General features: G+C 53.7%; 23 protein-coding genes and 1 pseudogene. 5 read left to right on the top strand and 19 right to left on the bottom strand.

All coding sequences use genetic code 11. The features are described from left to right. Window positions 1–23: 23 nt before the first annotated feature. A complete protein-coding gene (gene murJ / locus J2Z49_RS04990; protein ID WP_307400390.1) occupies window positions 24–1,604 on the bottom strand; it encodes a murein biosynthesis integral membrane protein MurJ in 1,581 nt (526 codons plus the stop codon). A 186-nt stretch (window positions 1,605–1,790) separates the two neighbouring features. Between murJ and mntA the strand changes: the two genes are divergently transcribed. Together mntA and hepT are read left to right on the top strand one after the other, a co-directional pair. After that, the gene (gene mntA, locus J2Z49_RS04985) at window positions 1,791–2,333 is read left to right on the top strand and encodes a type VII toxin-antitoxin system MntA family adenylyltransferase antitoxin (RefSeq protein WP_307400388.1); all 543 of its coding nucleotides are present in this window, start codon (window positions 1,791–1,793) and stop codon (window positions 2,331–2,333) included. After that, window positions 2,327–2,749 carry a type VII toxin-antitoxin system HepT family RNase toxin gene (gene hepT, locus J2Z49_RS04980; RefSeq protein WP_307400386.1) on the top strand — a complete coding sequence of 141 codons (423 nt, stop codon included), beginning with the start codon at window positions 2,327–2,329 and terminating at the stop codon, window positions 2,747–2,749. Before mntA ends, hepT begins: the two co-directional genes overlap by 7 nt. Before the next feature lie 36 nt (window positions 2,750–2,785). Here hepT and J2Z49_RS04975 read toward each other — a convergent pair whose 3' ends face one another. From J2Z49_RS04975 to J2Z49_RS04925, 11 genes and pseudogenes are all read right to left on the bottom strand, one after another. Then, complete coding sequence (locus J2Z49_RS04975; protein ID WP_307400384.1) at window positions 2,786–4,669, bottom strand: tetratricopeptide repeat protein; 1,884 nt, start codon at window positions 4,667–4,669, stop codon at window positions 2,786–2,788. A gap of 89 nt (window positions 4,670–4,758) precedes the next feature. Then, window positions 4,759–6,429, bottom strand: coding sequence for an S-layer homology domain-containing protein (locus J2Z49_RS04970; protein ID WP_307400383.1), 1,671 nt, complete (start codon window positions 6,427–6,429; stop codon window positions 4,759–4,761). A 26-nt stretch (window positions 6,430–6,455) separates the two neighbouring features. Further along, complete coding sequence (locus J2Z49_RS04965) at window positions 6,456–6,581, bottom strand: hypothetical protein (RefSeq protein WP_307400381.1); 126 nt, start codon at window positions 6,579–6,581, stop codon at window positions 6,456–6,458. 48 nt (window positions 6,582–6,629) lie between these two features. Continuing rightward, window positions 6,630–6,776, bottom strand: coding sequence for a hypothetical protein (locus J2Z49_RS04960; protein WP_307400378.1), 147 nt, complete (start codon window positions 6,774–6,776; stop codon window positions 6,630–6,632). Between the two features lie 15 nt (window positions 6,777–6,791). After that, on the bottom strand, window positions 6,792–7,172 hold the full coding sequence (locus J2Z49_RS04955) for a PIN domain-containing protein (RefSeq protein ID WP_207545645.1): 381 nt from the start codon (window positions 7,170–7,172) through the stop codon (window positions 6,792–6,794). A 32-nt stretch (window positions 7,173–7,204) separates the two neighbouring features. Continuing rightward, window positions 7,205–7,444, bottom strand: a complete 240-nt coding sequence (locus tag J2Z49_RS04950; RefSeq protein ID WP_307400377.1) for a YlcI/YnfO family protein — start codon at window positions 7,442–7,444, stop codon at window positions 7,205–7,207. Window positions 7,445–7,638: 194 nt separating this feature from the next. Then, a complete protein-coding gene (locus tag J2Z49_RS04945; RefSeq protein ID WP_307400375.1) occupies window positions 7,639–7,803 on the bottom strand; it encodes a hypothetical protein in 165 nt (54 codons plus the stop codon). Between the two features lie 395 nt (window positions 7,804–8,198). After that, the gene (locus J2Z49_RS04940; protein ID WP_307400373.1) at window positions 8,199–9,386 is read right to left on the bottom strand and encodes an outer membrane protein assembly factor BamB family protein; all 1,188 of its coding nucleotides are present in this window, start codon (window positions 9,384–9,386) and stop codon (window positions 8,199–8,201) included. A gap of 78 nt (window positions 9,387–9,464) precedes the next feature. After that, window positions 9,465–11,207, bottom strand: a complete 1,743-nt coding sequence (locus J2Z49_RS04935; protein WP_307400372.1) for an SWIM zinc finger family protein — start codon at window positions 11,205–11,207, stop codon at window positions 9,465–9,467. 164 nt (window positions 11,208–11,371) lie between these two features. Next, on the bottom strand, window positions 11,372–11,521 hold the full coding sequence (locus J2Z49_RS04930; RefSeq protein WP_307400370.1) for a hypothetical protein: 150 nt from the start codon (window positions 11,519–11,521) through the stop codon (window positions 11,372–11,374). 27 nt (window positions 11,522–11,548) lie between these two features. Further along, window positions 11,549–11,746, bottom strand: a pseudogene (locus tag J2Z49_RS04925) (Uma2 family endonuclease); the annotation flags it as partial. Between the two features lie 149 nt (window positions 11,747–11,895). On the opposite strand from J2Z49_RS04925, the gene J2Z49_RS04920 reads away from it, so the two are divergent. Together J2Z49_RS04920 and J2Z49_RS04915 are read left to right on the top strand one after the other, a co-directional pair. Continuing rightward, window positions 11,896–12,378 carry a type II toxin-antitoxin system VapC family toxin gene (locus tag J2Z49_RS04920; RefSeq protein ID WP_307400368.1) on the top strand — a complete coding sequence of 161 codons (483 nt, stop codon included), beginning with the start codon at window positions 11,896–11,898 and terminating at the stop codon, window positions 12,376–12,378. 2 nt (window positions 12,379–12,380) lie between these two features. Further along, a complete protein-coding gene (locus J2Z49_RS04915) occupies window positions 12,381–12,560 on the top strand; it encodes a hypothetical protein (protein ID WP_307400366.1) in 180 nt (59 codons plus the stop codon). 39 nt (window positions 12,561–12,599) lie between these two features. On the opposite strand, the gene J2Z49_RS04910 is transcribed toward J2Z49_RS04915, so the two are convergent. The 7 genes from J2Z49_RS04910 to J2Z49_RS04880 form a co-directional block, all read right to left on the bottom strand. Further along, window positions 12,600–13,988 carry a phosphomannomutase/phosphoglucomutase gene (locus J2Z49_RS04910; RefSeq protein ID WP_307400599.1) on the bottom strand — a complete coding sequence of 463 codons (1,389 nt, stop codon included), beginning with the start codon at window positions 13,986–13,988 and terminating at the stop codon, window positions 12,600–12,602. Window positions 13,989–14,035: 47 nt separating this feature from the next. Beyond that, window positions 14,036–15,109: a mannose-1-phosphate guanylyltransferase gene (locus J2Z49_RS04905; protein WP_307400364.1), complete on the bottom strand. Its 1,074-nt coding sequence runs from the start codon at window positions 15,107–15,109 to the stop codon at window positions 14,036–14,038. Window positions 15,110–15,303: 194 nt separating this feature from the next. Beyond that, window positions 15,304–17,145 carry a polysaccharide biosynthesis protein gene (locus tag J2Z49_RS04900; protein ID WP_307400597.1) on the bottom strand — a complete coding sequence of 614 codons (1,842 nt, stop codon included), beginning with the start codon at window positions 17,143–17,145 and terminating at the stop codon, window positions 15,304–15,306. A gap of 120 nt (window positions 17,146–17,265) precedes the next feature. Next, window positions 17,266–18,474 carry a DegT/DnrJ/EryC1/StrS family aminotransferase gene (locus J2Z49_RS04895; protein ID WP_307400362.1) on the bottom strand — a complete coding sequence of 403 codons (1,209 nt, stop codon included), beginning with the start codon at window positions 18,472–18,474 and terminating at the stop codon, window positions 17,266–17,268. A gap of 60 nt (window positions 18,475–18,534) precedes the next feature. Further along, complete coding sequence (locus J2Z49_RS04890) at window positions 18,535–19,194, bottom strand: acetyltransferase (protein ID WP_307400361.1); 660 nt, start codon at window positions 19,192–19,194, stop codon at window positions 18,535–18,537. 11 nt (window positions 19,195–19,205) lie between these two features. After that, a complete protein-coding gene (locus J2Z49_RS04885) occupies window positions 19,206–19,826 on the bottom strand; it encodes a sugar transferase (protein ID WP_307400359.1) in 621 nt (206 codons plus the stop codon). 55 nt (window positions 19,827–19,881) lie between these two features. Beyond that, complete coding sequence (locus J2Z49_RS04880; RefSeq protein ID WP_307400357.1) at window positions 19,882–21,924, bottom strand: S8 family peptidase; 2,043 nt, start codon at window positions 21,922–21,924, stop codon at window positions 19,882–19,884. Window positions 21,925–22,101: 177 nt separating this feature from the next. Here J2Z49_RS04880 and J2Z49_RS04875 point away from each other — a divergent pair, with 177 nt between their 5' ends. Beyond that, the gene (locus tag J2Z49_RS04875) at window positions 22,102–22,746 is read left to right on the top strand and encodes a DUF6431 domain-containing protein (RefSeq protein WP_307400356.1); all 645 of its coding nucleotides are present in this window, start codon (window positions 22,102–22,104) and stop codon (window positions 22,744–22,746) included. The last annotated feature ends 221 nt before the right edge of the window (window positions 22,747–22,967 follow it).

Below are 22,967 nucleotides of genomic sequence, written 5' to 3'. Positions count from 1 at the left end.
ACGCCTGTGTTCTGGTGCATTCTTTACCGGGCCGCCGGGCGGAGGCGGTGGAGGATGTTCCGGGCCAGTTCCAGGGTGTAGTTCATCTCCCCTACCCGCAACAGCCAGCAGCTTAAAAAATAGAAACACCCGCCGGCGGTGATGAGCGCTCCCAGGCGGAGGCCCTGCAGCACAAAACCGGACAGGCCGCCGCTGCCCAGGAAAACTCCCGCCAGGCCCTCCAGGAAGGACCAGCCCATTAACGCCAGCCCCCGTACATCCAGCCACCATACTAAAAGCCCCATTAACAGGGAGGCCGCGAGAATACGCCCCGTTTCCCGTAGCAGGGCCGTACCGCCAATGTGCCCCAGCCGGCGGCGCAGCAGCCAGAACAAGAGCATGCAACCAACCCCCGCGGCCGCGGAGGTAGCCAGGGCCAGGCCGGCCAGGCCGGTGTAGCGGACCAGGATCAGGTTTAAAACGATGTTTACGGCTACGGCCACCAGGCCCGTAACCATGGGAGTCCAGGTATCCTGCAGGGCATAAAAGGCCCGGTTGAGGAACTCCCGCCACATCAGGAAAAGCAGGCCCGGAGTGTAAAAGAGGAGTGCCACGGCGGTCATGCCGGCATCCCGGGTGTCAAAGGCGCCCCGCTGAAAGATAAACTGCACCAGGTCCTCCCGGAGAACCATCATTCCCACCGTCAGGGGAATCAAAACAAAAGCCAGCACCCGTAAACCCCTGCTTAAACCCGCCAAAAAGCCGGTGGAATCCTCCAGGGCCGTCCGTTCCGTCAGGGTGGGGTAAAGCACGGTAATCAGGGGAATGGCAAAAAGGCCCTGGGGCAGGTTTAAAACCCGCTGGGCGTAATTAAGGGCGGAAATGCTGCCTTCGGCCAGGCTTGAGGCCAGCATGCGGTCTACAATCACATTTAACTGGTTGGCCCCCACCCCAATCAACACCGGCCCGGCCAACCAGAGCATTTTCTTTAAAGCCGGGTGGCGCCAGTTAAAGACCGGGCGGTAGCTGATGCGCCGCCGGTAGAGGGCCGGCACCTGGATGAGAAACTGGCTTGCCGTGGCCAGCACCGTGGCCCAGGCCACCCCGGCAATGCCCCCGTAAGCCCCGGCCAGCAAAATGCCCCCGATCATGATGATGTTATAGGGAATGCCCATAAAAGCCGGGGCGGCGAAATGCTGGTGGGCGTTGAGCACCCCCTGGGCCCAGCCCACCATGCCCATGATCACCACCATGGGCAGCAGCACCCGCACCAGCTGGGTGGTAAGCGCCGCCTGCTCCGGGGTGAATCCCGGGGCCAGGATGCGCACCAGCCAGGGGGCCGCCGGCAGCCCCAGCAGGGCAATGACTAAAAGGGCGCCGGTGACGGCGTGAAAACTGGTCCAGATCAATGCCGGCAGCTCGGACCTTTTATCCGGCCGGTGGATGTACTCGCTGAAAAAGGGAATGCCCACAGTGGTAATGGTGGTGCCCACCAGGCCAAACAGGAGTGCCGGGATAATCATGGCCACCAGGTAAGCATCGGTGGCCGCGCTGGCCCCGAAGGCCGCCGCTAAAACCGCCTCCCGGCCAAACCCCATGATTTTGCTTAAAATGGTGGCGCCCATGACCAGCGCCGTGGCCCGGGCGATCCGTCCCTGGTTGGTCAGTGTGCTAGTTCACCTCGTTTCCAGCAGCGTGCGGGATCTTTAAAATGTTCTCCACGGCTGACTTTCCCTTCCGGTCATAATTCGTCAGGGGGCCGGCGATTCCTGCCGAAAATAGGAGCAATTCTGTAACGGCTGGCTGTCAGGATGGCCCCGCTGACAACCGGAGGGAGTGAATTGTCTTTAACAGCAGGTAATGTTATAATTTTCATAAAGGTTCCAGGGGATGTGTACATGTTGTGTGCCGGCTCTAACTTTAAAGGAAAACCGGAACCAAGCAACATTATAAACACGGTCACCAGTTTTATGGAACAGCAGGCGGATGTGCTGGCGGCCTACCTGTTTGGCTCCCTGGCCCGGGGCCGGGGCAAACAGGACAGTGACGTAGATATAGCGGTGCTGTTCACCCCTTCCATGGAGGACAAATTTGCCCGTTTTAACCGGCGCCTGGAAATGGAGATTGCCCTGGAAGAAAAGCTCAAGCGCCCTGTGCAGGTGGTCGACCTCGAAACAGCTTCCCCCGGATTGCAACATCAGGTGCGCAAATACGGGCTTCTTCTGGTGGACAAAGACAGGTCCTACCGCGTTGCTTTTGAAGTGCGGTCACGCCGCCGCTACCTGGACATGCAATGGTACGACCGGCGGCGCCTGGATATACGGTTAAAAAAACTGGGGGATAAAAAATGGTAGATCGTGAATTGTTACGGGAAAAATGCAAACTGTTAACAGAGTACATTACCGACCTGGAGGAACAGTCTCACGTCAGCTTAAAGGAACTAAAACAAAACAAAATGATCAGGCGATACATTGAGCGAACCCTTCACCTGGCTGTTGAAGCCTGCCTGGATATCGGCAACCATATTATTGCCGACTCTCAGCTACGCGAACCCCAGGACTACAAAGACATCATGGTTGTTCTTACTGAAGCAGGATATCTTCCTCCCGCCAGGCTGGAGAATTTAAAAAAAATGGCGCAATTTCGTAACGTTATCGTTCACGATTACGCCAGAATTGATCCCGAAATCCTGTACGGGATTTTACGAAACAATCTCGGTGATTTACGCCTGTTTGCCGGCATGGTCAGGGACATGTTTTTGAAGGAGTAATAAGAGTGGGCGTAATTGCCTCCGGTGGCGTAAATGTTATATGCCCAGTATTTCCTTCAGGGGTTGCCGCAGTTCCAGGGGGATTGTGGCAATCTTGACGCGGCGACCTTCCAGCGTAGCTTTACCCACCATCACCAGGCCCAGGGACCACAGGAAGCCCAGAAAAGATTCCGGTTCCCGCTCATGCCAGAAAAAACCATCCCCTTCTAAAGAGCCGAATTTGCGGGTGACGGCGTTCAACCGGCTCCAGCCGCCCCGCTGCAAAAGATATTTTAAAAGTTCCCTTTCTTCCTCTTCCAGTTCCCCCACTTCCTTTTCCAGGTTGTCGCGGCGGGAGAGAAAGTCCCGCAGTTGCTCCTCCCGCTGCCGGCGCTGCCGCGCTGGTTCGAGGCCGTAGTATATACAGGCGCCCTCCAGCCAGTGGGCGGGCATGTTTTTCAATCCCCGGGCAAGGGAGGCGTCCACAGGCAGGGGTTTCTCTTCTATTTTCCGGCGCTCATCTTCCTCATAGGCCTGCATAATCATTTGCGGCAAGAGAGCAACATTTTCATAGCGTTCTATTTCCCTTTCCAGCATTTTTAACTTTTCGGCGAACTCTTCCTCAAATTCCGGATCATCGATCCTGTCGAAATATTCGCGGGCTTTCTCTATTTCTCCCATTTCCAGCATCAGCGAGGAAAGGTTGAACAGGAAAACCGGGTTGTCCGGGTCTATTTCCTCCAACATTTCCATTATATTTAGAGCATCATCCAGATCGCCCTTTCGGCGCAGAAGGTTGGCGAGGGTCATCATCGCCCGTGGGTAGAACTTCCCTTCCCGGTAGATACCCTGCAGCAGCTCCACAGCTTCGTCTATTTTCCCTTCGTCCCGCAACTTAATCGCCCGGTCCACTATTTGGTCCAGCTCCTGGTCCGGTTCCATCAAAACGGGGGTCTTTTTGATCTCCACCAGCCGCCGCTCCCCGTCGATAAACATGGGAACGGGCTCGCCTTCCCGCAGGATGCCCCTGGCTGTGAGGGCTTCCACCGCAGCAATTTTCAGGGAGGGAGAAAACCCGGGGTATTCCAGCACCTGCCGCCCCAGCTTTTCGCCCCATTCGCCGCCGTAATACACCATGGTATATACCCCCTGGGCGGCATTTTTGGAGCTATCCCCCTCCAGCAGCCAGGCAAGCAGCATCATGCGGAAAAAGCCGTCCTGAGCGTACCGCCGGCGCGCTTCCTCGCTGGCCGTGGCCTCTTCCATCATCTCCTGCATTTTTTCCTGGGAATAGCGTTCGTAGCTCACTTCAAAGGGCGGGATGACGCCCCGCTCTACCAGGAAGGCCACCTGCTGCATGCCGGAAAACAGCCTGGACACCTGTGCTATGGAAGACCACAGGGTTGCGGCCCGCTTGTAGCGGCCCAGGTTGAAGCAGGCCACTGCGGCCAGAAATTTGTTTTCCCAGGAAACATGGTAAGATTCCCAGCGGCGGTAAAGTTCGAACACCTGCCGGTGATCTCCCAGGTCGGCTGCCGCCAGCATGATGGTCACCGTATACTCCCGGAATGCATACGGGACCCGTCCCAGGCTTTGGCGCAGTTCCGACAATCCCTTCTCAAAGCTCCGCACGGCCTGCTGCAGCCGCCGGCGGGCCTGCTCCTCCTGACCCAGGGAGCAGTGAACCCTGGCGGCCAGGGCGTAGGTAAAGGGATTCGCCCCGGCATCTTCCTTTTCCGGGTCCAGGTACGGTTCCAGAATCTCAAGGGCGCGCCGGGGCTCCCCGGCCATAAAGACGGCCAGCGCCAGGTTGTTGCGTACGGGTGTAGCGTCGTCTTCTTCCAGGGCTGCGGCAAAGGCCTTTTCCGCGGCCCGGAAGTCGCCCTTCTCCAGGAACTCTCTACCTTTTGAAACAAGTTCCTCAGCTTTATTTGCGTTCATAATTCCACCAGATTGCCTCCTTAAAAAATCATCCGCGTGATTTTCCACTCCTGTCGTAATTCGGTTGGAAGCCCTTTATTTCCTGTTCCTCAATGGGAGATTGTAGTAATCCGCACCTCCATGACCACGCCGGCTCCATCCAGCCACAACTCGACCTGGGATTTGATGTACCGATCCAGGTCGGAAAAGGCAATCCTGCTGCCCGAGGGATCAGTTACCCTCACCGCAGGGTCCACATCATACTCCTTGTCCTTTTCCAGGACAATGCGGTAAGTCCCTCCAGCTGTTTTGATGGCCTGCAGTTTGCCCGTTTGTTTTTTCAGGCCGGGACGGGAGGTTATCTTAATTTGAAGCACCCGTTCGTCCTGGATTTCCCCAGGGATAGGATCGAGGTAGGTAATTTCCACCCGGTCTCCCCGTACAACGCCCCCGGCGCGCCGGTCTTCCTTGTCCACTATTCTGGCCCGGTCCCAGTAATCGAAACGATCCGGGTTGCCCTTCTGGCTGGACCTGCCCAGCAGCCCCAGCGTTTTGCCGGTGAGTGTACCTACGGTACCCGAGATTTTTTTCACCTCGAGCAAGGTAACCCGCTTTACCCGGCCGCCGTCAAGCTCCACTTCCACAAAGTCGCCCGGTTTGAGGGAGCGGAAATCCTGTTTGGCCCTTTTCCCCACCAGCACTGCATCCCAGGCCAGAGAAAAAATACGATCCTCGCAGTTCAAATCGTTCAATACCAGCAGGTTATCTTCGCCCAGGACTACGGATTTCACCGAACCGGTTACTTTCTCTGTATTACCTGCTATCTTCCGTTCCTCCAGCAGGTTGACCCAACGGACCTGCCGGCGGCCGTCCAGGATGACTTCCACCCGGTGGTTGCCGGCCTGGAGCAGCGTGCATTCCCTGGCATTGGCAAAGCAGTTACAATCTGGACTTACCCGCAACTTTTGCACCCCGACCAGGGAGGTGAGCTCCAGTTCCAGGCCTTTCGGGTCCATACGCACATTGGAAACCCAACCCTCCAGCCTACGGCCCGCCGGCACTTTAACCCAGTTGCGATCCAGCAGGCTGGAAAGAATGACTGCCATTTCAGCGCGGTTCAATATGTGGGCGGGACGAAAAGTGCCGTCGGAATACCCGGACATAATCCCGGCTGCAGCCACGGCCCGGATGTAGGGGCGGTAAGGGGTGGGGGCGCGGTCGATGTCGGGAAAGTCGCCGGTGGAAGGGGCACTGCCGGAAGTGTCTCCCTCTTCCGGTACGGCCAGGTAAAAACTCCGGGCCAGTAAAGCGGCCACTTCGGCCCGGGTTACCGGTTTTTCCGGATTAAAGGATGCCACCCACTCCGGGGGCAAAAATTCCTTTTTTACTGCCAGGGTAAAGGAATCCTGGCCCCAGGGAACCCGGGGGATAGGGCTTCCAGCAGGCGAAGGCGTGCCGGCAACCTCAACGGTGCGCCCCCGGGTTCCCCGGCGGGCCGCCTCTGCCGCTGCCTTTTCGAAATCGCCCACCCGCATCACCAGGGCCACCAACTCCAGCTGAGTGAGGGGGTGCTGGGGCCGGTAGGTGGCATCGGGATAACCCCGGACCAGATCCAGGGCGGCCAGGCGCAGGATGTGGCTTCTGGCCCAGTGGTTCCGTATATCCTTAAACCATTCTGTTCCGGCCGACTCCCCCGCTACCACCCGGGGAGGCAAAATAAACATAATCCCTGCAATAATTCCCGCCATCAGCAGGACAAACTGGAGATAACATCGTCTCATATCAGGAACACCTACTTGAACAGGCGCTAGGGATTGCCGGCATCCAGTATTTTGTACAAACTCCCTTTGTCTGTGACTATGTACAGGTAACCGTCCGGGCCCACAAGCGGCGGCCTGTCGACGGCCCCGTCCAGCTCCAGATCCCAGATCAACCGCCCTCCGGTGCCGACCGCCAGCAGGCGTTTGTCGGAAGTTCCGGATTAAATCCTGTTCCGCCTGCCGTCCACCACCGGGGCTGAAACCAGATTCAAGAGCGGCTGATACCATTTTTGCTGCCCGGTTTGCGCATCCAGGGCATAAATGCGTCCTCCGGCAGTGAAATAAAGCTGCAAACCACGTATACCCATAGAAACTGGACTATTTTACCAGCCTTTAATTACTAATTGTTCGAAGGGGTAGTGGGAAAGGTTTCTGGTAACCAGGACCAGGTTTCTGGAAATGGCCAGGGCAGCGTTGGTCACATCCGCGATGGCCAGGGTATAACCCCTGGAAAGCCACTCCTGCCTCAACCGGCCGGCCAAAGCCGCCTCTTCGAAAGTGGGAGTAAGGTAAAAGTAAAGTTCCCGCAGCATTTTCTCCACCTGCTCCTGCACCGGCTGCGGTACACCCGTCATAAATTCTGTGACCACAACGCTGGAAATAAAGAGATCTTCCTGGTTAATCTCGAGGAGCAGCTTTTCTGCCCTGACCCTTAAATTATTCCGCCGGCCCCGGTTTAAATCAATTAAAAAGTCCGTGTCCAATAAAAATCCGGCTCTGTCATTTTCCGAAATCATTATTTTCTCCTTTCGTCCGCAGCCCTTAAGCGGTTAACAAAAGCCAGGGTGTCTATATCGTCGGCGATAAAACCTTCCGCACCCGCGATATGGGCAAGACGCGCTTTGCGTTTGAGCTCTTTTTCGATGGCCGCGGCTATAAACCGGGAGCGATTCCCTTTACCCACCAGGGCGTCAATTTTCTGGACGATCCCCAAAGGCAACCTTACGGCTGTGATTTTAGAATTTCCAGTGGTCATTTACATCACACTCCTGCCCTGTATTACATTAAGTATAACATAACGAAGTAAGCCTTACAATCTCCTGCTTAATGGCGGGGCATGCGCCGCTTATGCCGTCCCAACCCCCGGTTTTTATCCTGCAATTTGCCTTTTCATCTACCGAATTTCCCCGCTACCGCTTCACAACAACCCGCTCCGTTCAACTCTTCGCTCTACTTCCAAGCAACAACTACCACAATTTCGTAGTCTTTGAATTTTTGCTCCGGAACCGAAGTCCTTACACCAATTAGTGCCGCCAGTTTGCCCCGCTCCGTGTAGAGCAGGTTGTCGGCGGCACCGAGCAAAATCCCGCCTGCTTGCCGGCATCTCCCGGCCATTTTTCTTTAACCTGGTTTTCGCCGGCAGCGGCGATCTCTGCAAGTGCTGTCTTCATTGATTTCACCCCCTGGGTGCTTGCGGGAAAAGGCCCTGGCAGGCTCTTTCGGGCATCTTCGCGGCAATATTGTAACATTTTTCCGGAAGGCGGGCAATGATTCTTTGTCTTTAGGGATGTTTGCAGTATGAGTATGTATATTTTACAATACAACAGGAGGGTGATTTTTTATGGCACAAAAATTGATACTTAAGAAAGTAACCTTTACCCTGCCCGAAAGCTTACTGGAAAAGCACAATTGCCAAAGAAAGATTGGCGGAGCAATGCGGCGTGCTCACCGACGGCAAAGTTCAGAAACTGGTGCGCCGGGCAAATCTTTTGCATCTTGGATTTGCGTAACTAGGGATTGCCGGCATCCAGTATTTTGTACAAACTCCCTTTGTCTGTGACTACGTACAGGTAACCGTCCGGGCCCACAAGCGGCGTCCTGCTGACGGCCCCGTCCAGCTCCAATTCCCAGAGCAACCGCCCTCCGGTATCGACCGCCAGCAGGCGTTTGTCGGAAGTTCCGGCATAAATCCTGTTCCGCCTGCCGTCCACCGCCGGGGCTGAAACCAGATTCAAGAGCGGCTGGTACCATTTTTGCTGCCCGGTTTGCGCATCCAGGGCATAAATGCGTCCTCCGGCAGTGAAATAAAGGGTTTTATCCGGGGAAAGAACCGGAGCGGTCAGGTCGTCGAAGGGTATGGTCTGGCTCCAGACGGGCCGGCCGTTGTCTTCCAGCCGGAAGGCATAAACCTTCCCTTTGTTCAACCTGTCGAGTTTCGACGGATTAACCGTTACATAGAGAACGCTGTCGCCCCCCGGAACCAGGTGGACCTCCTTTATCTCTCCCAGCCAGTAACGCCAGAGGATTTTCCCGGCGGCATCCACGGCAAGCAAGGTCGATCCAGCCTGCCTGCGGCTGCAAACCACGTATACCGCCCGGTCGTTGCCGGCACAACCGTCAATTGCCCGGTCTTTAAGGGGGACGGCCCGGTACAGGTCGCCGGCATCCCAGTGTAACAATGCCCATTTATAGCGGCCGACGGTGTCCACGGCGTACAATGCCGCAGGCAGGGGCAGGTAAAGGTAACCCCGTGGACCTGAAGACAACCAGGCAGGCCCGGATGCCGTGGAACCCTGGAAGGCACTGAAACTCCATCCCGCCGCCCCGTTCATTTTCACTTCCTGCACCACGGTACTCCCGGGTAAAAAAATAGAACCGGCGGGACCGAAAACCGGCCGGCCAATCCTTCCTCCCGCCGGACCGGCCGCCTCCCAGACCACCCGCCCCCAGGTGTCCACCGCCGCCAGTTTGTTGCCCACGGGGAGATATAAAAGGCCGTTGGGGCCAACCGTTATGTCTCCGGAAAGGCGGCCTATCCCGGACAACTGCCAGATAAACTGCGCCGGTTTCCCCTCCTGTTCGGCCGGGGAATAGACAGTCAGCTCCTGGGTGGCCCGGGCGGGAGAAGGAACGATTAGATGAAAGATAAGCAGCCCAAGGACGACCCGGGCTAATAATTGCTTCGTTACTCCACACATGTCGAACACCCTTTTTTATTAATACCTATCGGTTGCCGGCAGGGAAACTAAAGGTGATAAGGGCGCGCCACCCCGTTTTTATAATCCCGCTCCGTCCAGCTCTTCCTGAAGCGCGGGGAAACGGGCATATTTTCTCCTCAACGCGGCGAAGTAATCTTCCCAGTTCTCCTGCGCGCCGGTGCGCTGGCAGAGAGTTTTAATCCGGCACAGGTAGCCTGCGGCTTCCCGGTAGGCCCCGCGCTGACGGCGGCCGATGGCCTCTTCCACCAGCTCTTTGTACAACGCTATGGCGTCTTCCGGCCGTTCTTTTTCAGCGGCCCCGGCCACCTTCTCCTTGTAATTACGCCACCCCCAACCGGAAGCCCGGGGCAATAACTCCAGCGCCCTGGCCACGTCGCCCTCATGCAGGGCGATTTCAAGCAACACATGCGGTTTTTTCTCAATCTCCGGAGTGTGCAGTACTTCGGAGCGCACCTGTTCCCAAACATCAAGCTTTTTACTAATGTATTCCAGGTCTATGAACGATTTAACCCGTGGATTCTGGAGAAAAACCCTGCGCTGCCACTTCAAGGCCGCTTCCCAATCTCCGTGTGCCCGGTAATATTTCGCCAGCCATTCCATATAGCTCCAGTGGGAGTCAGCCCCCTCCGCCAGTTCGGTCAGCAGGGTTACGGCCTGTTTCCGGGCACCGGCTTCCACCAGCTCACCGGCAAGCCTGGTAATCAAGCCGGGTTTATTCAGGCAATGCTGCCGCGCAATGGTCACAGCCTCATCCGGTTTTCCGTCCCTGACCAACCACAGCATGCGCTGTTCCGGGGTGCCCAGTTCGCGGATGATATCGCCTGCTTCTTCATGCCGGCCGTGTTTCTCCCGCCAGGAGACAAGCATCCTGACCAGCATTTCCTTCTTCCAGTCATTGCTTTTCCCCATGGCCTCACGTATTCGTTCCTCAAGTACGGCCCATTCATTTGCGGTGGCGTGCTCGAGAATGATATCAAAGGCGCCGGAAGCAAAGTCAATACCGCCCAGTCTGATGTCGGCCAGTTCGGCTTCCAGCAGCGTTTGCAGCCACTCCTGCCGCGTACGGGCGTCAGGCCGTCCCTGCGCCAGACACTCGCCCAAAAGGTGGGCGCAATCGCCGGCAACAACCGCGATGTCCCCCTCTTCGTCCATGAACTGAATATCCTCATAATCGGATGACAGCACGCTCAACAGGGCATGGCAAACCGTACCCGCACCAGGCCAGTCTTCTTTTGCGGCCATACGTTGGGCCAGGTTAAGCATTCCCCGTAAATCCGCTTCGATGAGGAGCGGATCTTCATGCCGCAGCGCACGTAACGCCTGCCGGCGGCACGATGCCGCATCCACATGCCCCCGGGCTGCGGACGCCGACAGTTCCACCAGGGCCATCAGGGACGGTTCCCGGGCAATCATCTCACCAATTAAAGATATGAGCTCCTCCTTGCTGAACCGGGCGAGCATTTCCTCCAGAGGTGCCAGTTCCCGGAAAGATTCCGGCTCATGGACATAGGCAAGCAACAGGGCCACGATGTGCTTGCAAAACCCGCCCCGGGGGCAGGTGCAGGAAGCTTCCACAATGCCTTTGTCGCTAAACCTGACCCTGACCCTGTATGGCTGGTACCGGGAACCGCTGCATTCCCCGCGCAGTTCCATCCCCTGGCGGACGGGGTCTATGATAGCTCCATCATTATAATAGTTCCTGCCGCGCTCAAAACTCTGAGGGTCCGCCATGTCGCGGATGTGGGATTCGGTTAGTCGCGGCAAATTATCCTTCTTTGTTTTGCTCTTTCTTCCAGTCACGGCCACACTGCCTTTCATGATTTGGACAAACTAACAGAAGTTGCCTATAGTAGAACAACCGCCTTCTCCACGGCTATTAGTATGCATCTAAGCTTTCCTTTCTACGGGTTCGATCCCCAGCTCATTCAGCCATTCCTTTATCCACCCGGTCATTGCCGTCTGTTTCATTTGGTACCAACGTTGGCGCTCTGCAGGGTATTCACCCACCTCCTGCTACTGGCATTCAAGTAGCTCTGCAACAGTATGTCTGCGGTTACCAGGCAGATTGCTGCCCCCGGTTCCCCGGTGCTGCCTCCTGCTGATCGTTCCTGCATTTTTCTTTCACCTGGAAACAGGGAAGGTTAACCTGGGCAACCTTCGAAGATATTTTCCAAACAAATGGTGAACCCGGAAAGAACACGGGAGGAGATTTCGCCTTTCTGATCCGTCTCCTGGTCGAGGACGAATTTGCCCTCCTTGAGCAGAAAAACCTGTACCGATTTTTCTTCCGGGTCCACGATCCAGTATTCCTTGACGCCGCACCGCTCGTAAACCTTGAATTTTTTCTGACCGGTTCTTTCGCGGTATCATTGTAACATTTTTCCGGAAGGCGGGCAATGATATGCGGGATAAAAGCCTTTAAATCCTTTCGTTCCCGTTGCCTTTACACTTATTTCAAAGTTATACTTTTTAAAGCGAGGTGTTGCTCATGGAGAACAAACCGACTCTGTACCTTGAGACAACCATTCCCAGTTACCTGGCAGCCCGCCCAAGCCGTGATTTGATCATCGCAGCAAATCAACAGGCAACTCATGAATGGTGGAACGAAGAAAGGAAAAATTTTAAAATTTACATATCCCAAGCAGTCCTGATCGAAGCAAAAGCTGGAGATCCTGAAGTAGCTTTCCAAAGGGTCAAGCATCTTGAAGGACTTGAAATTTTACCTGCCACAGAAGAAGTGGAAAAAATGGCAAAAGAGTATCTCGCCGTGCTTGGCATTCCAAAGAAGTCGGCCCTGGACGCTGTACATATCGCATATGCGGTAGTATATAAGTTAGACTACCTTTTAACCTGGAACTGCAAGCACCTCGCCCATGGAGAAATCCGCAGGAAGCTGAGACGGTATAACGGCTCCATTGGGCTGGAAACCCCTGAAATTGTCACCCCTATTGAGCTTATGAGGAGGGATTAATTATGGCCTTTGAAGATCATATTGTCAATGAAGTCAGAAAGTCACGTGAACTTATTCTCGATCAATTCAAAGGCGATTTGGATAAATTCTTCAAGTTTATCCGTGAAGAAGAAAGCAAAAATCATGAGAAGCTTGCCAGCATTTCTCCTGCAAAGAGCACGCCCCAAAAGGTAGTTGAATAAACATGCCGGCGGGGAAAATCTATTCTTCTTTGTTGTCCGCTAAAACTCCCACTCGAAATCTCCCACCTGGGGTTGGGCGGTAATTGCTTTTTTCATTAGTTCGCAGATCCTCTGCAACCCTGCGGGCGTTTTCGCCTCGCAGCGGGCCACCAGCACGGGCTGCGTGTTGGAAGCGCGCACAAGTCCCCACCCGTCCTCAAACAGTACCCGGGCACCGTCCACGTCAATAACTTCGAATTGGCGCTGAAACTCCTTAACAAGTTGCTCTACAACGGCAAATTTAACCTCGTCCGGACAGGGTACGCGCGTCTCCGCCGTGGAGTGATATTGCGGCACGTCGGCCAAAAGCAGAGAAAGAGGTTTTTCCGTATTTGATAAAATACGCAAAAGCCTCCCGGTGGCATATAGCGCATCGTCGTAGCCGTAATATTCGTCGGCGAAAAACATGTGGCCGGACATTTCCCCTGTAAAGGGGGCGTTTAGCTCTCTCATTCTGGCCTTGATCAAGGAATGCCCGGTGCGGGAAAAAATGGGCTTCCCCCCAAGGCGGGCAGTCTCCTCCACCAGGCTCTGGGAGCACTTGACTTCCACCAGCACCGGGGCACCGGGGAAGCGGGGAAGAATTTCGCGCCAGAAGAGGATCATCAGCTTATCTCCCCAGACCACGTTCCCCCGGTCGTCCACAACCCCCAGGCGGTCGGCATCCCCGTCGTAGGCCACGCCCAGGTCTGCCCCCTCCTCAAGAACTTTCTTTTGCAAATCGAGGAGGTTGGCCGTTTTTACCGGGTCGGGGTGGTGGTGTGGAAAGGCCGGGTCGGGAGTACAATAAAGCTCTATCACGTTACAACCCCAGCGGCGCAGGAGCTGCGGCGCGAAGTAACCCGCCGTACCGCTGCCGCAGTCCACGACCACTTTTAACTGGCGGGGGCCAAGCTCAATTTTATCAGCCAGCATTTCCAGGTAGGCGGGAACAACGTCAGCAGTTTTAATTTTCCCCCGGCCGGCGGCAAAGGAACCGAGCGAGCTAATCTCCTTGAGCCTCTGGATTTCTTTCCCGTAGATCGTTTCCGCGCCGCCCGCAGCGAGCTTGAACCCGTTTTCCTCCGGCGGGTTGTGGCTGCCGGTGACCATCACGGCACCTTTTACGCCCAGGTGGTAACGGGCGAAATATACGATGGGGGTGACCACCAGGCCCAGATCAATAACATCACATCCCGTTGATAAAAGCCCCTCGCAAATCCCGTTTTGCAGTTCTCCGGAGCTGGCCCGGTTGTCCCGGCCCACCAGCACTTCCCTTAAACCCTGTTCTAAAAGAAAGGTGCCGAAGGCTTTTCCCAGGGTACGGGCAGTTTCAAAGGTTAAGTCTTTTCCGGCCACGCCCCGGATGTCGTATTCCCGGAAGATTGAGGGGTTTAAGAAAGGAGATATCTTCGGCAAGTCGAAAAACCCTCCTTACATCACAAAACCATTTTCCCTTATAAAGCATCTTCGAGACCTGCTTCCTTAAGGGCGGCGGTGAGACGCTTCAGCTCCTGGGCGCAGTCCTTGCGGCACACCAGCAGGCATTCCCCGTCATCCACCACTACCAGGTTCTCCACCCCCAGGGTGGCCACCAGCCTGCCGGGGGCGTGGATGATGCTGTTGCGGGTTTCCAGAAAGACCCCCCGCGCCTCTATTACGTTGCCGTTTTCTTCTGTCTCCCGGCACCGCTCCAGGGCCGGCCAGGAACCCACGTCGTCCCAGCCAAAGTCACCCGGCAGGACCAGCACGTTGGAGGCCTTTTCCATGATCCCGTAATCAATGGAAACCTTCGGCAGGCGGGGATATACGCGGGATAAGACTTCCTGACAGGAGCCGCGGTCCATGGCCCGCCCTATTTCCGCCAGCCCGGCTGCCAGGGCCGGCAGGTGTTCTTCAATCAGCCGGTAAATTAAATCAGCCCGCCAGATAAACATCCCGCTGTTCCACAGGTAGCGGCCAGAAGCCAGAAACTGCCGGGCCTTTTCCGGCCCCGGTTTTTCCGTAAACCTTACCACCCGGTAAACGGGTATCCCGTCCTGATATTCATGCAACTCTCCCTGGCATATGTACCCGTATCCCGTATCCGGCCTGGTAGGGGTAATGCCCATGGTTACCAGCCACCGTCCGCCGGCCGCCAGGGATACTGCCGCTTTGAGTACTGACTGAAAACGCCGTACATGGGCAATGTAGTGATCTGCCGGCAGCACCGCCATTATCCCCCGGGGGTCCTTTCGCAAAACATGGAGGGCTCCCAGCCCTACGGCGGCCGCCGTATCCCGGCCGCACGGTTCGGCCACAATGTTTTCCGGCGGAATCTCCGGCAACTGCTGGCGCACGGTTTCGATATAATTCACACCGGTAATGACCAGCACATTCTCCGGCGGTACCAACCCTGCCAGCCGGTCAAAAGTAAGCTGCAGCATGGTGCGCTCCCCCACCAGGGAGAGAAACTGCTTGGGTCTATCCCGCCGGGAAAGGGGCCAGAAGCGCTCCCCCGCCCCACCGGCCATAATTACGGCATAAAACAAAACACGTCCCCCCGTACGGCGGGGCATGCGCCGCTTATGCCGTCCCTACCCGGGTCTTTATCCCGCACACCTTTTTTCGGAGGCCCAAAATGCTTTTTCAGCACCCTCCCAACACTCCTGACCACCCGTTTATGACTATGATATGCGGGATAAAAAGAAAAAAGGAAATTTCATTCTGTTTGCAGTTTTTAAGTCTACCCTACCTGGGCAACTTTATTCCACTTCTCTTTCCTGAAATTTGGAATTAATCCCTGTAATAAAGCGACCGCTTCCTCTTCGGATAACCATCCGGCATTACCCAACACGCTGAGGAAATGGTTCAACTTGGCCGAGTCCACCGGTTCCGGCCGGGCTATGAAAATGCGCTCGTGGCGGGTGGAATTCACTTTTTCCGCACTCGTCAGCAATTCTTCCGAAAGCTTCTCCCCGGGCCGGACGCCCGTAAAAACGATCTCGATATCTTCCCCGGGCTCAAAGCCGGAAAGGCGGATCATGGTTTCGGCCAGCTCGACAATCTTTACCGGCTCACCCATATCCAGCACAAAAATTTCCCCGCCGCGGGCCATGGCCCCCGCCTGAATAATCAGCTGCACGGCCTCGGGGATGGTCATAAAATAACGGGTCATTTCCGGGTGGGTCACCGTTACCGGCCCGCCGGAGGCAATCTGCTTTTTAAATATAGGCACCACGCTGCCCCGGCTGCCCAGCACATTACCGAAACGCACCGCTGCAAAACAAGTTTTGCTTTTTAAAGCCATCTCCTGCACAACCATTTCGGCAACCCGCTTGGTGGCACCCATGATGCTGACCGGATTGACCGCCTTATCCGTTGAAATCAGCACAAATGTCCGGACATTATAATCATGGGCCGCCCTTGCAACGTTAAAGGTCCCCCACACATTGTTCTTTAAAGCCTCAAAGGCATTCTCTTCCATAAGGGGAACGTGCTTGTGCGCTGCTGCGTGGAAAACAACGTGGGGCCGGTGAACCACAAACAACCTGTTTACGGAAGCCGCATCACGCACATCAACAATGGCCGGAGCAAGCTCAAGCTCCGGGTAACCTTGGGACAACTCCCGGTGGATTTCAAAAATACTGTTCTCCCCATGTCCCAATAAAATCAGTTTTCGAGGGTTAAACTGGGCTATCTGGCGGCAAAGCTCAGACCCGATAGAGCCCCCCGCCCCGGTAACCAGCACGATCCTGTCCTCCAGGTAACCGGCAATCTCCTCCAGGTTCACCTTCACTGGCTCCCGGCCCAGCAAATCCTCCACCTCAACGTTGCGAATCTGGCTGACCGTTACTTTCCCGTCAATCAATTCGTAAATTCCCGGCAAGATCCGCAGCTTGGCCCCGGTAGGGCGGCAAATCTCCACAATTTCCCGGATCACCCTCCCCGGAACGGAAGGCATGGCAATAATGATTTCCTCTATGGCGTACCTGTCCACCAGGCGGGGAATATCTTCGCGCGTACCTAACACGGGAAGGCCGAACAACTGCATTTTTTGCTTGGCCGGATCGTCATCGACAAAGCCGACCGGCACGTGGTGATGATTGTTCTGGTTGTTCAGTTCCCGCGCTACCGCCGCGCCCGCTTCGCCGGCACCTACAATCAAAACCGGACGACCCGCGCGCAGCCTGCCAAAATGGATTCCCCTTTTTAAAAATAAACGCCATGAAAAACGAAAGCCGCCGATCAAGACTACATTCAGCAACCAGGCGATGATAAAAACAGTGCGCGGCAGGGGAAACTTGCCGCCCTCCATATAAAAATAGGCAAGAGAAATGTTTACAAAGACACCTGCGGTGACGGCTCCCACAATCGAAAGTAAGTCGTTTACGCTGGCGTACTGCCACATCCTGGCATACAAACCGAAGGCATAGAAAGATATCAACCACACCAGCGTGAAAAGTAAAGCCGTAGAACGATAAGAAGCATAGTACTGGGCGGGGATGTTCCCGTCAAAACGCAACCAGAGCGCCAAAAGCAGGGCCATGTTGACCAACACGGCATCCACAACTATAAAAATAAACATCCACCGGTAACGGGCCAATGCCTGTCCTCCTTAAAAGCTTCGCTTCTGTCATCTTCTCTTATGGCAAACCTATCCAAGTATTCGACAATAAAATTCCATTTCCTTCTCTAAAGGTAAAGCTTACCGTGTAGCGACCCGAAGAACCTTTTCTACGGCACGGCATGTATCGTAAATATCTTTCTCCGACAGGGTGGGATGGACAAGAAACATTAAAGAAGTCTCGCCCAGTTCTTTTGCTACTTTTAAACGTTCAGGCGGGCGCAGTCCTTCTTTTTCAAAAGCCTTCTCCAGGTAGATCTCGCTGCAAGAACCGGTAAAGCACGGTATCCCTTCAGCACATATGGCCGCCATCACCCTATCTCTATCCCACTCGCTTTTTAGGGCTTCAGGACGGATGAAAACATAATATTTGTAATAGGCATGTTCAATTGATTCCGGCGGCAGGGTCACCCGCAGGGCCGGTAAATTTGCAAAGCATTCCGTGAGTATGGCCGCGTTTCTCCGGCGAATCTGCAACCAGCCTGGCAGCTTTCGCAAAGCCACCCGCCCGATGGCCGCCTGCATTTCGGTCAGCCGCCAGTTGGTGCCGAAAGATTCGTGAAGCCAGCGAAAGCCGGGGGGGTGCTGCCGGTGATAAACGGCCTCGTAACTCTTGCCGTGATCCTTATAGCTCCAGGCCTTTTCCCAGATTTCCTTACTGTTGGTAGTAAGCATCCCGCCTTCCCCGCCCGTGGTGATAATCTTATCCTGACAAAAGGAGAAGGCGGCAACGTCACCCAGGGAACCTACCGGACGCCCCTTATAGGTGGCCCCGTGGGCCTGGGCGCAATCCTCCACAACAAAAAGCCCCTTTTCCCGGGCCAGTTCGAGAATGGGATCCATATCACAGGGCCACCCCGCCAGGTGCACCGTAATGATGGCTTTCGTCCTGGGCGTTAACGCCGCTGCAACGGTTTCAGCGGTTATATTCTGGCTCACTGGATCGACATCGGCCATAACGGGCCTGGCGCCCCGAATGACGGCGCAACTAGCCGAAGCAATAAAAGTGCGGCTGGTCACAACAACATCGTCCCCCGGACCGATACCCAGGGCATAAAGGGCCAGCTCCAGCGCCACCGTCCCGTTGGCTACGGCCACGGCATACTTGCAGCCGGTAAACACCGCAAATTCCTGCTCGAATAACCGTCCTTCCTCGCCGGTCCAGTAATTTACCCTGCCGGATTTCAGCACCCTTTCAACTGCTTTAATTTCATCCTCTTCGAAATAAGGCCAGGGGGCAAGAGGTGTTGTCCGAATGGGGTTTCCCCCCTCAAGGGCAAGTAGAGTCAAGGATAGTCACTCCCGTTATCCTTTCTGTAGTCGATTATCATATAAAGTCGGCAACATTTTTTATGCCTCTATTTTATGAAATTTTATAGGCTTAGCCGGAACGCCTACGGCAGTACAATAGGGGGGGACATCCCGGACTACAACAGCCCCGGCTCCGATTATTGACCATTCACCAATGTTAATCCCTTGAATGATTGAAACATTGGTTCCAATATCGCAACCATTTTTTATCTTTACATTACCGGAAATATTAGCTCCAGGTAATATTGTTACATAATCTTGAATAATAACATCATGCCCAATTGTGCAATTCAGGTTAACAATAATGTGATTGGATAATGAAACATTAACAGTGATAATATTCCCAGCACAAATTATATTCCCCGTTCCCAATTCCACATACCGTGACATCTTCACTGAGGGATGAATCAAATTCGTGAATTGCAAACCGCATTCGGCAGCCTTTTTTACTAGATTAATTTTTGCGTAAGGGCTCCCCACGGCACACACCGTATACACCGGTTCATCAAACTGCCGGTTTACGAAAAAACCGAAATCGCCCAGCACAGGATAACCGTTAAGCGCCTTGCCGTGATTAACCGGGTTTTCATCAATGAACCCGAGCAATTCCCATTCCTTTTTTACTGCATTTATATCTTCGACCAGCCAGGCTACTTCCCGGGCAAAACCCCCGGCACCAATGATCACCAATTTTTTCAAAAAGATCACCCTCAAGTCTGATAATCATTACCTTTTCGTCCCATAAATTCCGGCATGGTTGCATGCCCCTGCGCGCTAATGCCTTCACGCTTTAAAATCTTAACTAAAGTTAACCACATGATTTTTACATCCAGCCACAAACTCCAGTTATCCACATACCATACATCAAGCTTGAATTTTTCCTCCCATGTAATCGCGTTTCGCCCGTTTACCTGCGCCCACCCCGTAATGCCCGGCTTTACCTCATGCCGGCGGGCCTGCTCCGGAGTGTAACGCTCAAGATATTCCATTAAAAGTGGACGCGGCCCCACCAGGCTCATATCCCCTTTTAGAACATTAAAAAGTTCTGGCAATTCATCCAAACTGGTACTACGCAGAAAACGCCCTAAACGAGTCAAACGCTGCCCGTCCGGCAATAGGTCGCCCCTGCTGTCCCGTTCTTCCTTCATGGTTCGAAACTTATATATAACAAAAGGTCTCCCGTGCAGACCAGGGCGAACCTGCCGAAAAAGCACGGGTGCCCCCATCTTCAACCGAATGAAAAAGCCAATGAGTAGCATTAGTGGTGCAAAAAGAACGATACCTACCAATGCTCCAAAAAAATCCATTAATCTTTTAAAGAAAAACCTCATAATCGAAAATCACACCTTAGTAAACCCAGACTTCCTGATTTATTAAGCCAACTCTCTAAACTCTCACCCTTGCACGCAACATTTGCCGTACTTGTGAATAATATCTAACCTGTTGATTGGAACAATCTTCAATAACAACCACCAGAGCATACGGTTCGCGGTCAAAAATATCTTTGGCCCATGGTTCTACTGTTCTCGTGACCACGACAAAAAGCTTATTATTCCCCCACCGTGAATCAACCTGGGGCAAATCCCAGGTGGCCGCCTGGACAGTTCCATTATTTCGAAACCTTGCCTTGGGGATAAAATTCCCTGCTTCCCGGATCAACTTTTCCCGTTCTTCTCGTGGTGTATACCGGAAAACGCGTACAACATTGTCCAAACTATTGTTTTTAACGACCCTAAAATTTATTGCACTTGCTTTATAGTTAATTCTGGTCCTGCGAACGAGCGGGGTGTGAGCCAGAGCAACTGTTATCCGCCGCAGCCTTCTCGCTGGCGGGCCAAAGAAATCCTCCGGCAGAGGAATTTCATAGAAATGATGGCTTTCCCCCTCTATTTCTTCTTGATTAATTAACGTTACTTTATTCTCAAAAGAATATACAACTTTTTCCCAGTCCGGCTTTCCGTAGCCAACAACGTTAAATATTTTCTCTAGATCGCCATTAAAAAGATTTATTGTGGCTTCTGGGCATCTGGAATGAGCTACAATCAATGCCCGCAAAAGGTTGGGACCGGCATCAGGATACCGCCGCAGCAACAATCCGGCCAGGTACGCTATTTTAGGAGCTGCAAAACTGGTTCCCCGATCAACTTTAAACAAATTACCGGTAGCAAAATTATGCGCAGTACTTATTTCACCAAGCCCATTAGTTGGTCCGGCAACGCGATTACTAAGCCTGAGGTCTACCGAGAAATTCCCCCCATACTCCACCACCTCAGGTTTAATCGCTTTCCGGGGACCAGGTCCCGTTCGTGTGAAAGGTGACGGTTGATCACGACGGGCGATCGGTTGATATCCCACATCATGAGGATGTCTTTGCCCCATACGTGGTTGTTCATATCTGGCTAAGCTTCCCACAGTTAAAACATTTAGTGCTGGTGCGGGGTCAATTATCCGTGCTTCGGGAGAGAAAAGATAATCTGGATATTCTGACCGCCAATCGACCGGAATAACGTCAGTACCCTCAAAATTTCCGGCTGAAACCACGAAAAGTACCTGGTATTCCCTGGCCAGGCTATCCAGCACCGTTGCCAGCCCCCGAACGTGACCGTCCAGGTATATTTTGCGTAAATCCCCAAAAGATAGGTTAAATATCCGGCAATTATAGTGTTCAACAAAATATTTAACTGCTGCAATAATGTGGTTCTCGACAAAGCCAGTATCATTCCGGTTAGCAGCATCTATAATCCGGCCACTAAAAATACGAAACTCTGGTATAAAGCGCCCCTCATTAAGGCACTCCTCAATATCTCCATACAAGGCAAGACCACAAACCATTGTACCATGACCGGACTCGTCTTGCGGCCCCAAACCAGGGAAGAAACTCTGAGCATCACCAATGGCCGGTGCCAGCAAAGGATGCCCCGTTGCCACACCGCTGTCGAGGACGACAACACCAGGAGCACCATCCGGCGGGGAAGGAATTTCCGGCAAATCCCTTAAACACATATGCACCAAACTTACAGACAATTGATAACGGGGTGGAAGGTCCACAAGACGAACATCACGATGCAACAGGATTGCCTGAAGCGACTCCCGGGTAACTTTTAACCTGTACATGACGATATTTTCCTGGTTAACGCGGTCTATTTTCACTATGTTTTTCTTTGTATACCAGTTTTCGAAATAATTGAGCATTTGTTCCCGCCGCGGCCCCCTCTCCAGAGGCCAAAGTTCTACATCCACAATAAACGGCTCCTCCTCCGGGATACCCTCCTGGCGAAGTGCCGGTCCCTGGCGATCTTCGGGCGTCCAGCCTTCAATCCCTTTTACGGCAAAAATTATATCTTTTCTGGTGGGTACCTCGCCACGCGACATTTGTGCCAGCCTTCTTCTGAACTCATCCAGACCTTCTTGAGAAGCAAAAAGTGTCAATTCTCACTTTAATTTAGCCCAACCCCTGCCCATTTTCGCAGACTAAACAATCTGCAACTATTTCCGATACCAGAATAATCTGCAACTGCTTCGCATATTGTTCTGGTATTTCAGGTCAGTCAGTCCGTCTATTCACCAGAATATGACAACCAGTGATTGACCCCTTTTCTTCCGGCTGTGGAACAGGTAGAATATTTGCTGGAAGTGACCGCCATGCAGCAGATATTTTACACGCCTGTACCGCCGGAAGAATACGCCCGCCTGGGCAAAGATTTTCCTTTTCCCCAACCACTCTCATGCCCCAACCCCGGTTGTCTGGTCAAGGCACCCCCTCAAAAACACGGTTTTTATCAACGCAACGTCATCGCGGCAAATTTCTGTGGCCGGATTCTCATCCGCCGCTACTATTGCAAATACTGCCGGACCACCATTTCGTACCTGCCTTCCTTCTGCCTGCCGTATTTCCAGTACACGGTCGAGATAATCTTTACTACCCTTTGGCATGCTCTGGTTTCCCATCACTCATTTTCCGAGTGTTTAAATCTGCTGAAAAAATTGTTCGAGAACCTGTACTGGGAAGCAAGCCATCTGCAATTTTACGTGAGGCGATTTTTAGCCAACTTAAACAACATCAAAGTGGGCCTGCGCCAGCTTCTCCCCAGGGTCAGCCTCCCACAGGACAGCCCGGACAAAAAAGAAGGAGCCAGAAAGGTACTGCACATTGTGGCAACTGGATTTCCCCGGATCCAGACCTTCTCCAGCAGGTTTTATGCCCAATGTGGGTACTCTTTTATGGCTCCTCTGCACAATATTTTAGCATAAAAGGAACCTTTAGAGTACCCGGAATCAGTTCATGATACCACCAACAAACCTTTTTTCTTGGGGCCGACCGGAGAAAGTGTTATTATGCTGGTGACGCGTCAAAGGGCTTTAAGCGCTTAGAGCCTCCCAGAAAATGTAACAGGGAGGACTGGTAGTTTATGCTCACCGACCAGGAAAGGGAAACCATTGCCCTGAAGAAATTTTCTTTAATCGCACCGGTA

The sequence above is a fragment of the Desulfofundulus luciae genome (genome assembly GCF_030813795.1).
Lineage (GTDB): Bacteria > Bacillota > Desulfotomaculia > Desulfotomaculales > Desulfovirgulaceae > Desulfofundulus > Desulfofundulus luciae.
Note: the sequence above shows the minus strand (reverse complement) of the source record. Positions and strands in the feature narration are given on the sequence as shown.

Excerpts from the sequence above, each read along its gene's own strand:
- murJ (WP_307400390.1), bottom strand. The coding sequence starts at position 1,604 with ATGGGCGCCACCATTTTAAGCAAAATCATGGGGTTTGGCCGGGAGGCG.
- mntA (WP_307400388.1), top strand. The coding sequence starts at position 1,791 with ATGGCCCCGCTGACAACCGGAGGGAGTGAATTGTCTTTAACAGCAGGT.
- hepT (WP_307400386.1), top strand. The coding sequence starts at position 2,327 with ATGGTAGATCGTGAATTGTTACGGGAAAAATGCAAACTGTTAACAGAG.
- J2Z49_RS04975 (WP_307400384.1), bottom strand. The coding sequence starts at position 4,669 with ATGAACGCAAATAAAGCTGAGGAACTTGTTTCAAAAGGTAGAGAGTTC.
- J2Z49_RS04970 (WP_307400383.1), bottom strand. The coding sequence starts at position 6,429 with ATGAGACGATGTTATCTCCAGTTTGTCCTGCTGATGGCGGGAATTATT.
- J2Z49_RS04960 (WP_307400378.1), bottom strand. The coding sequence starts at position 6,776 with ATGGGTATACGTGGTTTGCAGCTTTATTTCACTGCCGGAGGACGCATT.
- J2Z49_RS04950 (WP_307400377.1), bottom strand. The coding sequence starts at position 7,444 with ATGACCACTGGAAATTCTAAAATCACAGCCGTAAGGTTGCCTTTGGGG.
- J2Z49_RS04945 (WP_307400375.1), bottom strand. The coding sequence starts at position 7,803 with ATGGCCGGGAGATGCCGGCAAGCAGGCGGGATTTTGCTCGGTGCCGCC.
- J2Z49_RS04940 (WP_307400373.1), bottom strand. The coding sequence starts at position 9,386 with ATGTGTGGAGTAACGAAGCAATTATTAGCCCGGGTCGTCCTTGGGCTG.
- J2Z49_RS04930 (WP_307400370.1), bottom strand. The coding sequence starts at position 11,521 with ATGCAGGAACGATCAGCAGGAGGCAGCACCGGGGAACCGGGGGCAGCA.
- J2Z49_RS04920 (WP_307400368.1), top strand. The coding sequence starts at position 11,896 with ATGGAGAACAAACCGACTCTGTACCTTGAGACAACCATTCCCAGTTAC.
- J2Z49_RS04915 (WP_307400366.1), top strand. The coding sequence starts at position 12,381 with ATGGCCTTTGAAGATCATATTGTCAATGAAGTCAGAAAGTCACGTGAA.
- J2Z49_RS04900 (WP_307400597.1), bottom strand. The coding sequence starts at position 17,145 with ATGTTTATTTTTATAGTTGTGGATGCCGTGTTGGTCAACATGGCCCTG.
- J2Z49_RS04885 (WP_307400359.1), bottom strand. The coding sequence starts at position 19,826 with ATGAGGTTTTTCTTTAAAAGATTAATGGATTTTTTTGGAGCATTGGTA.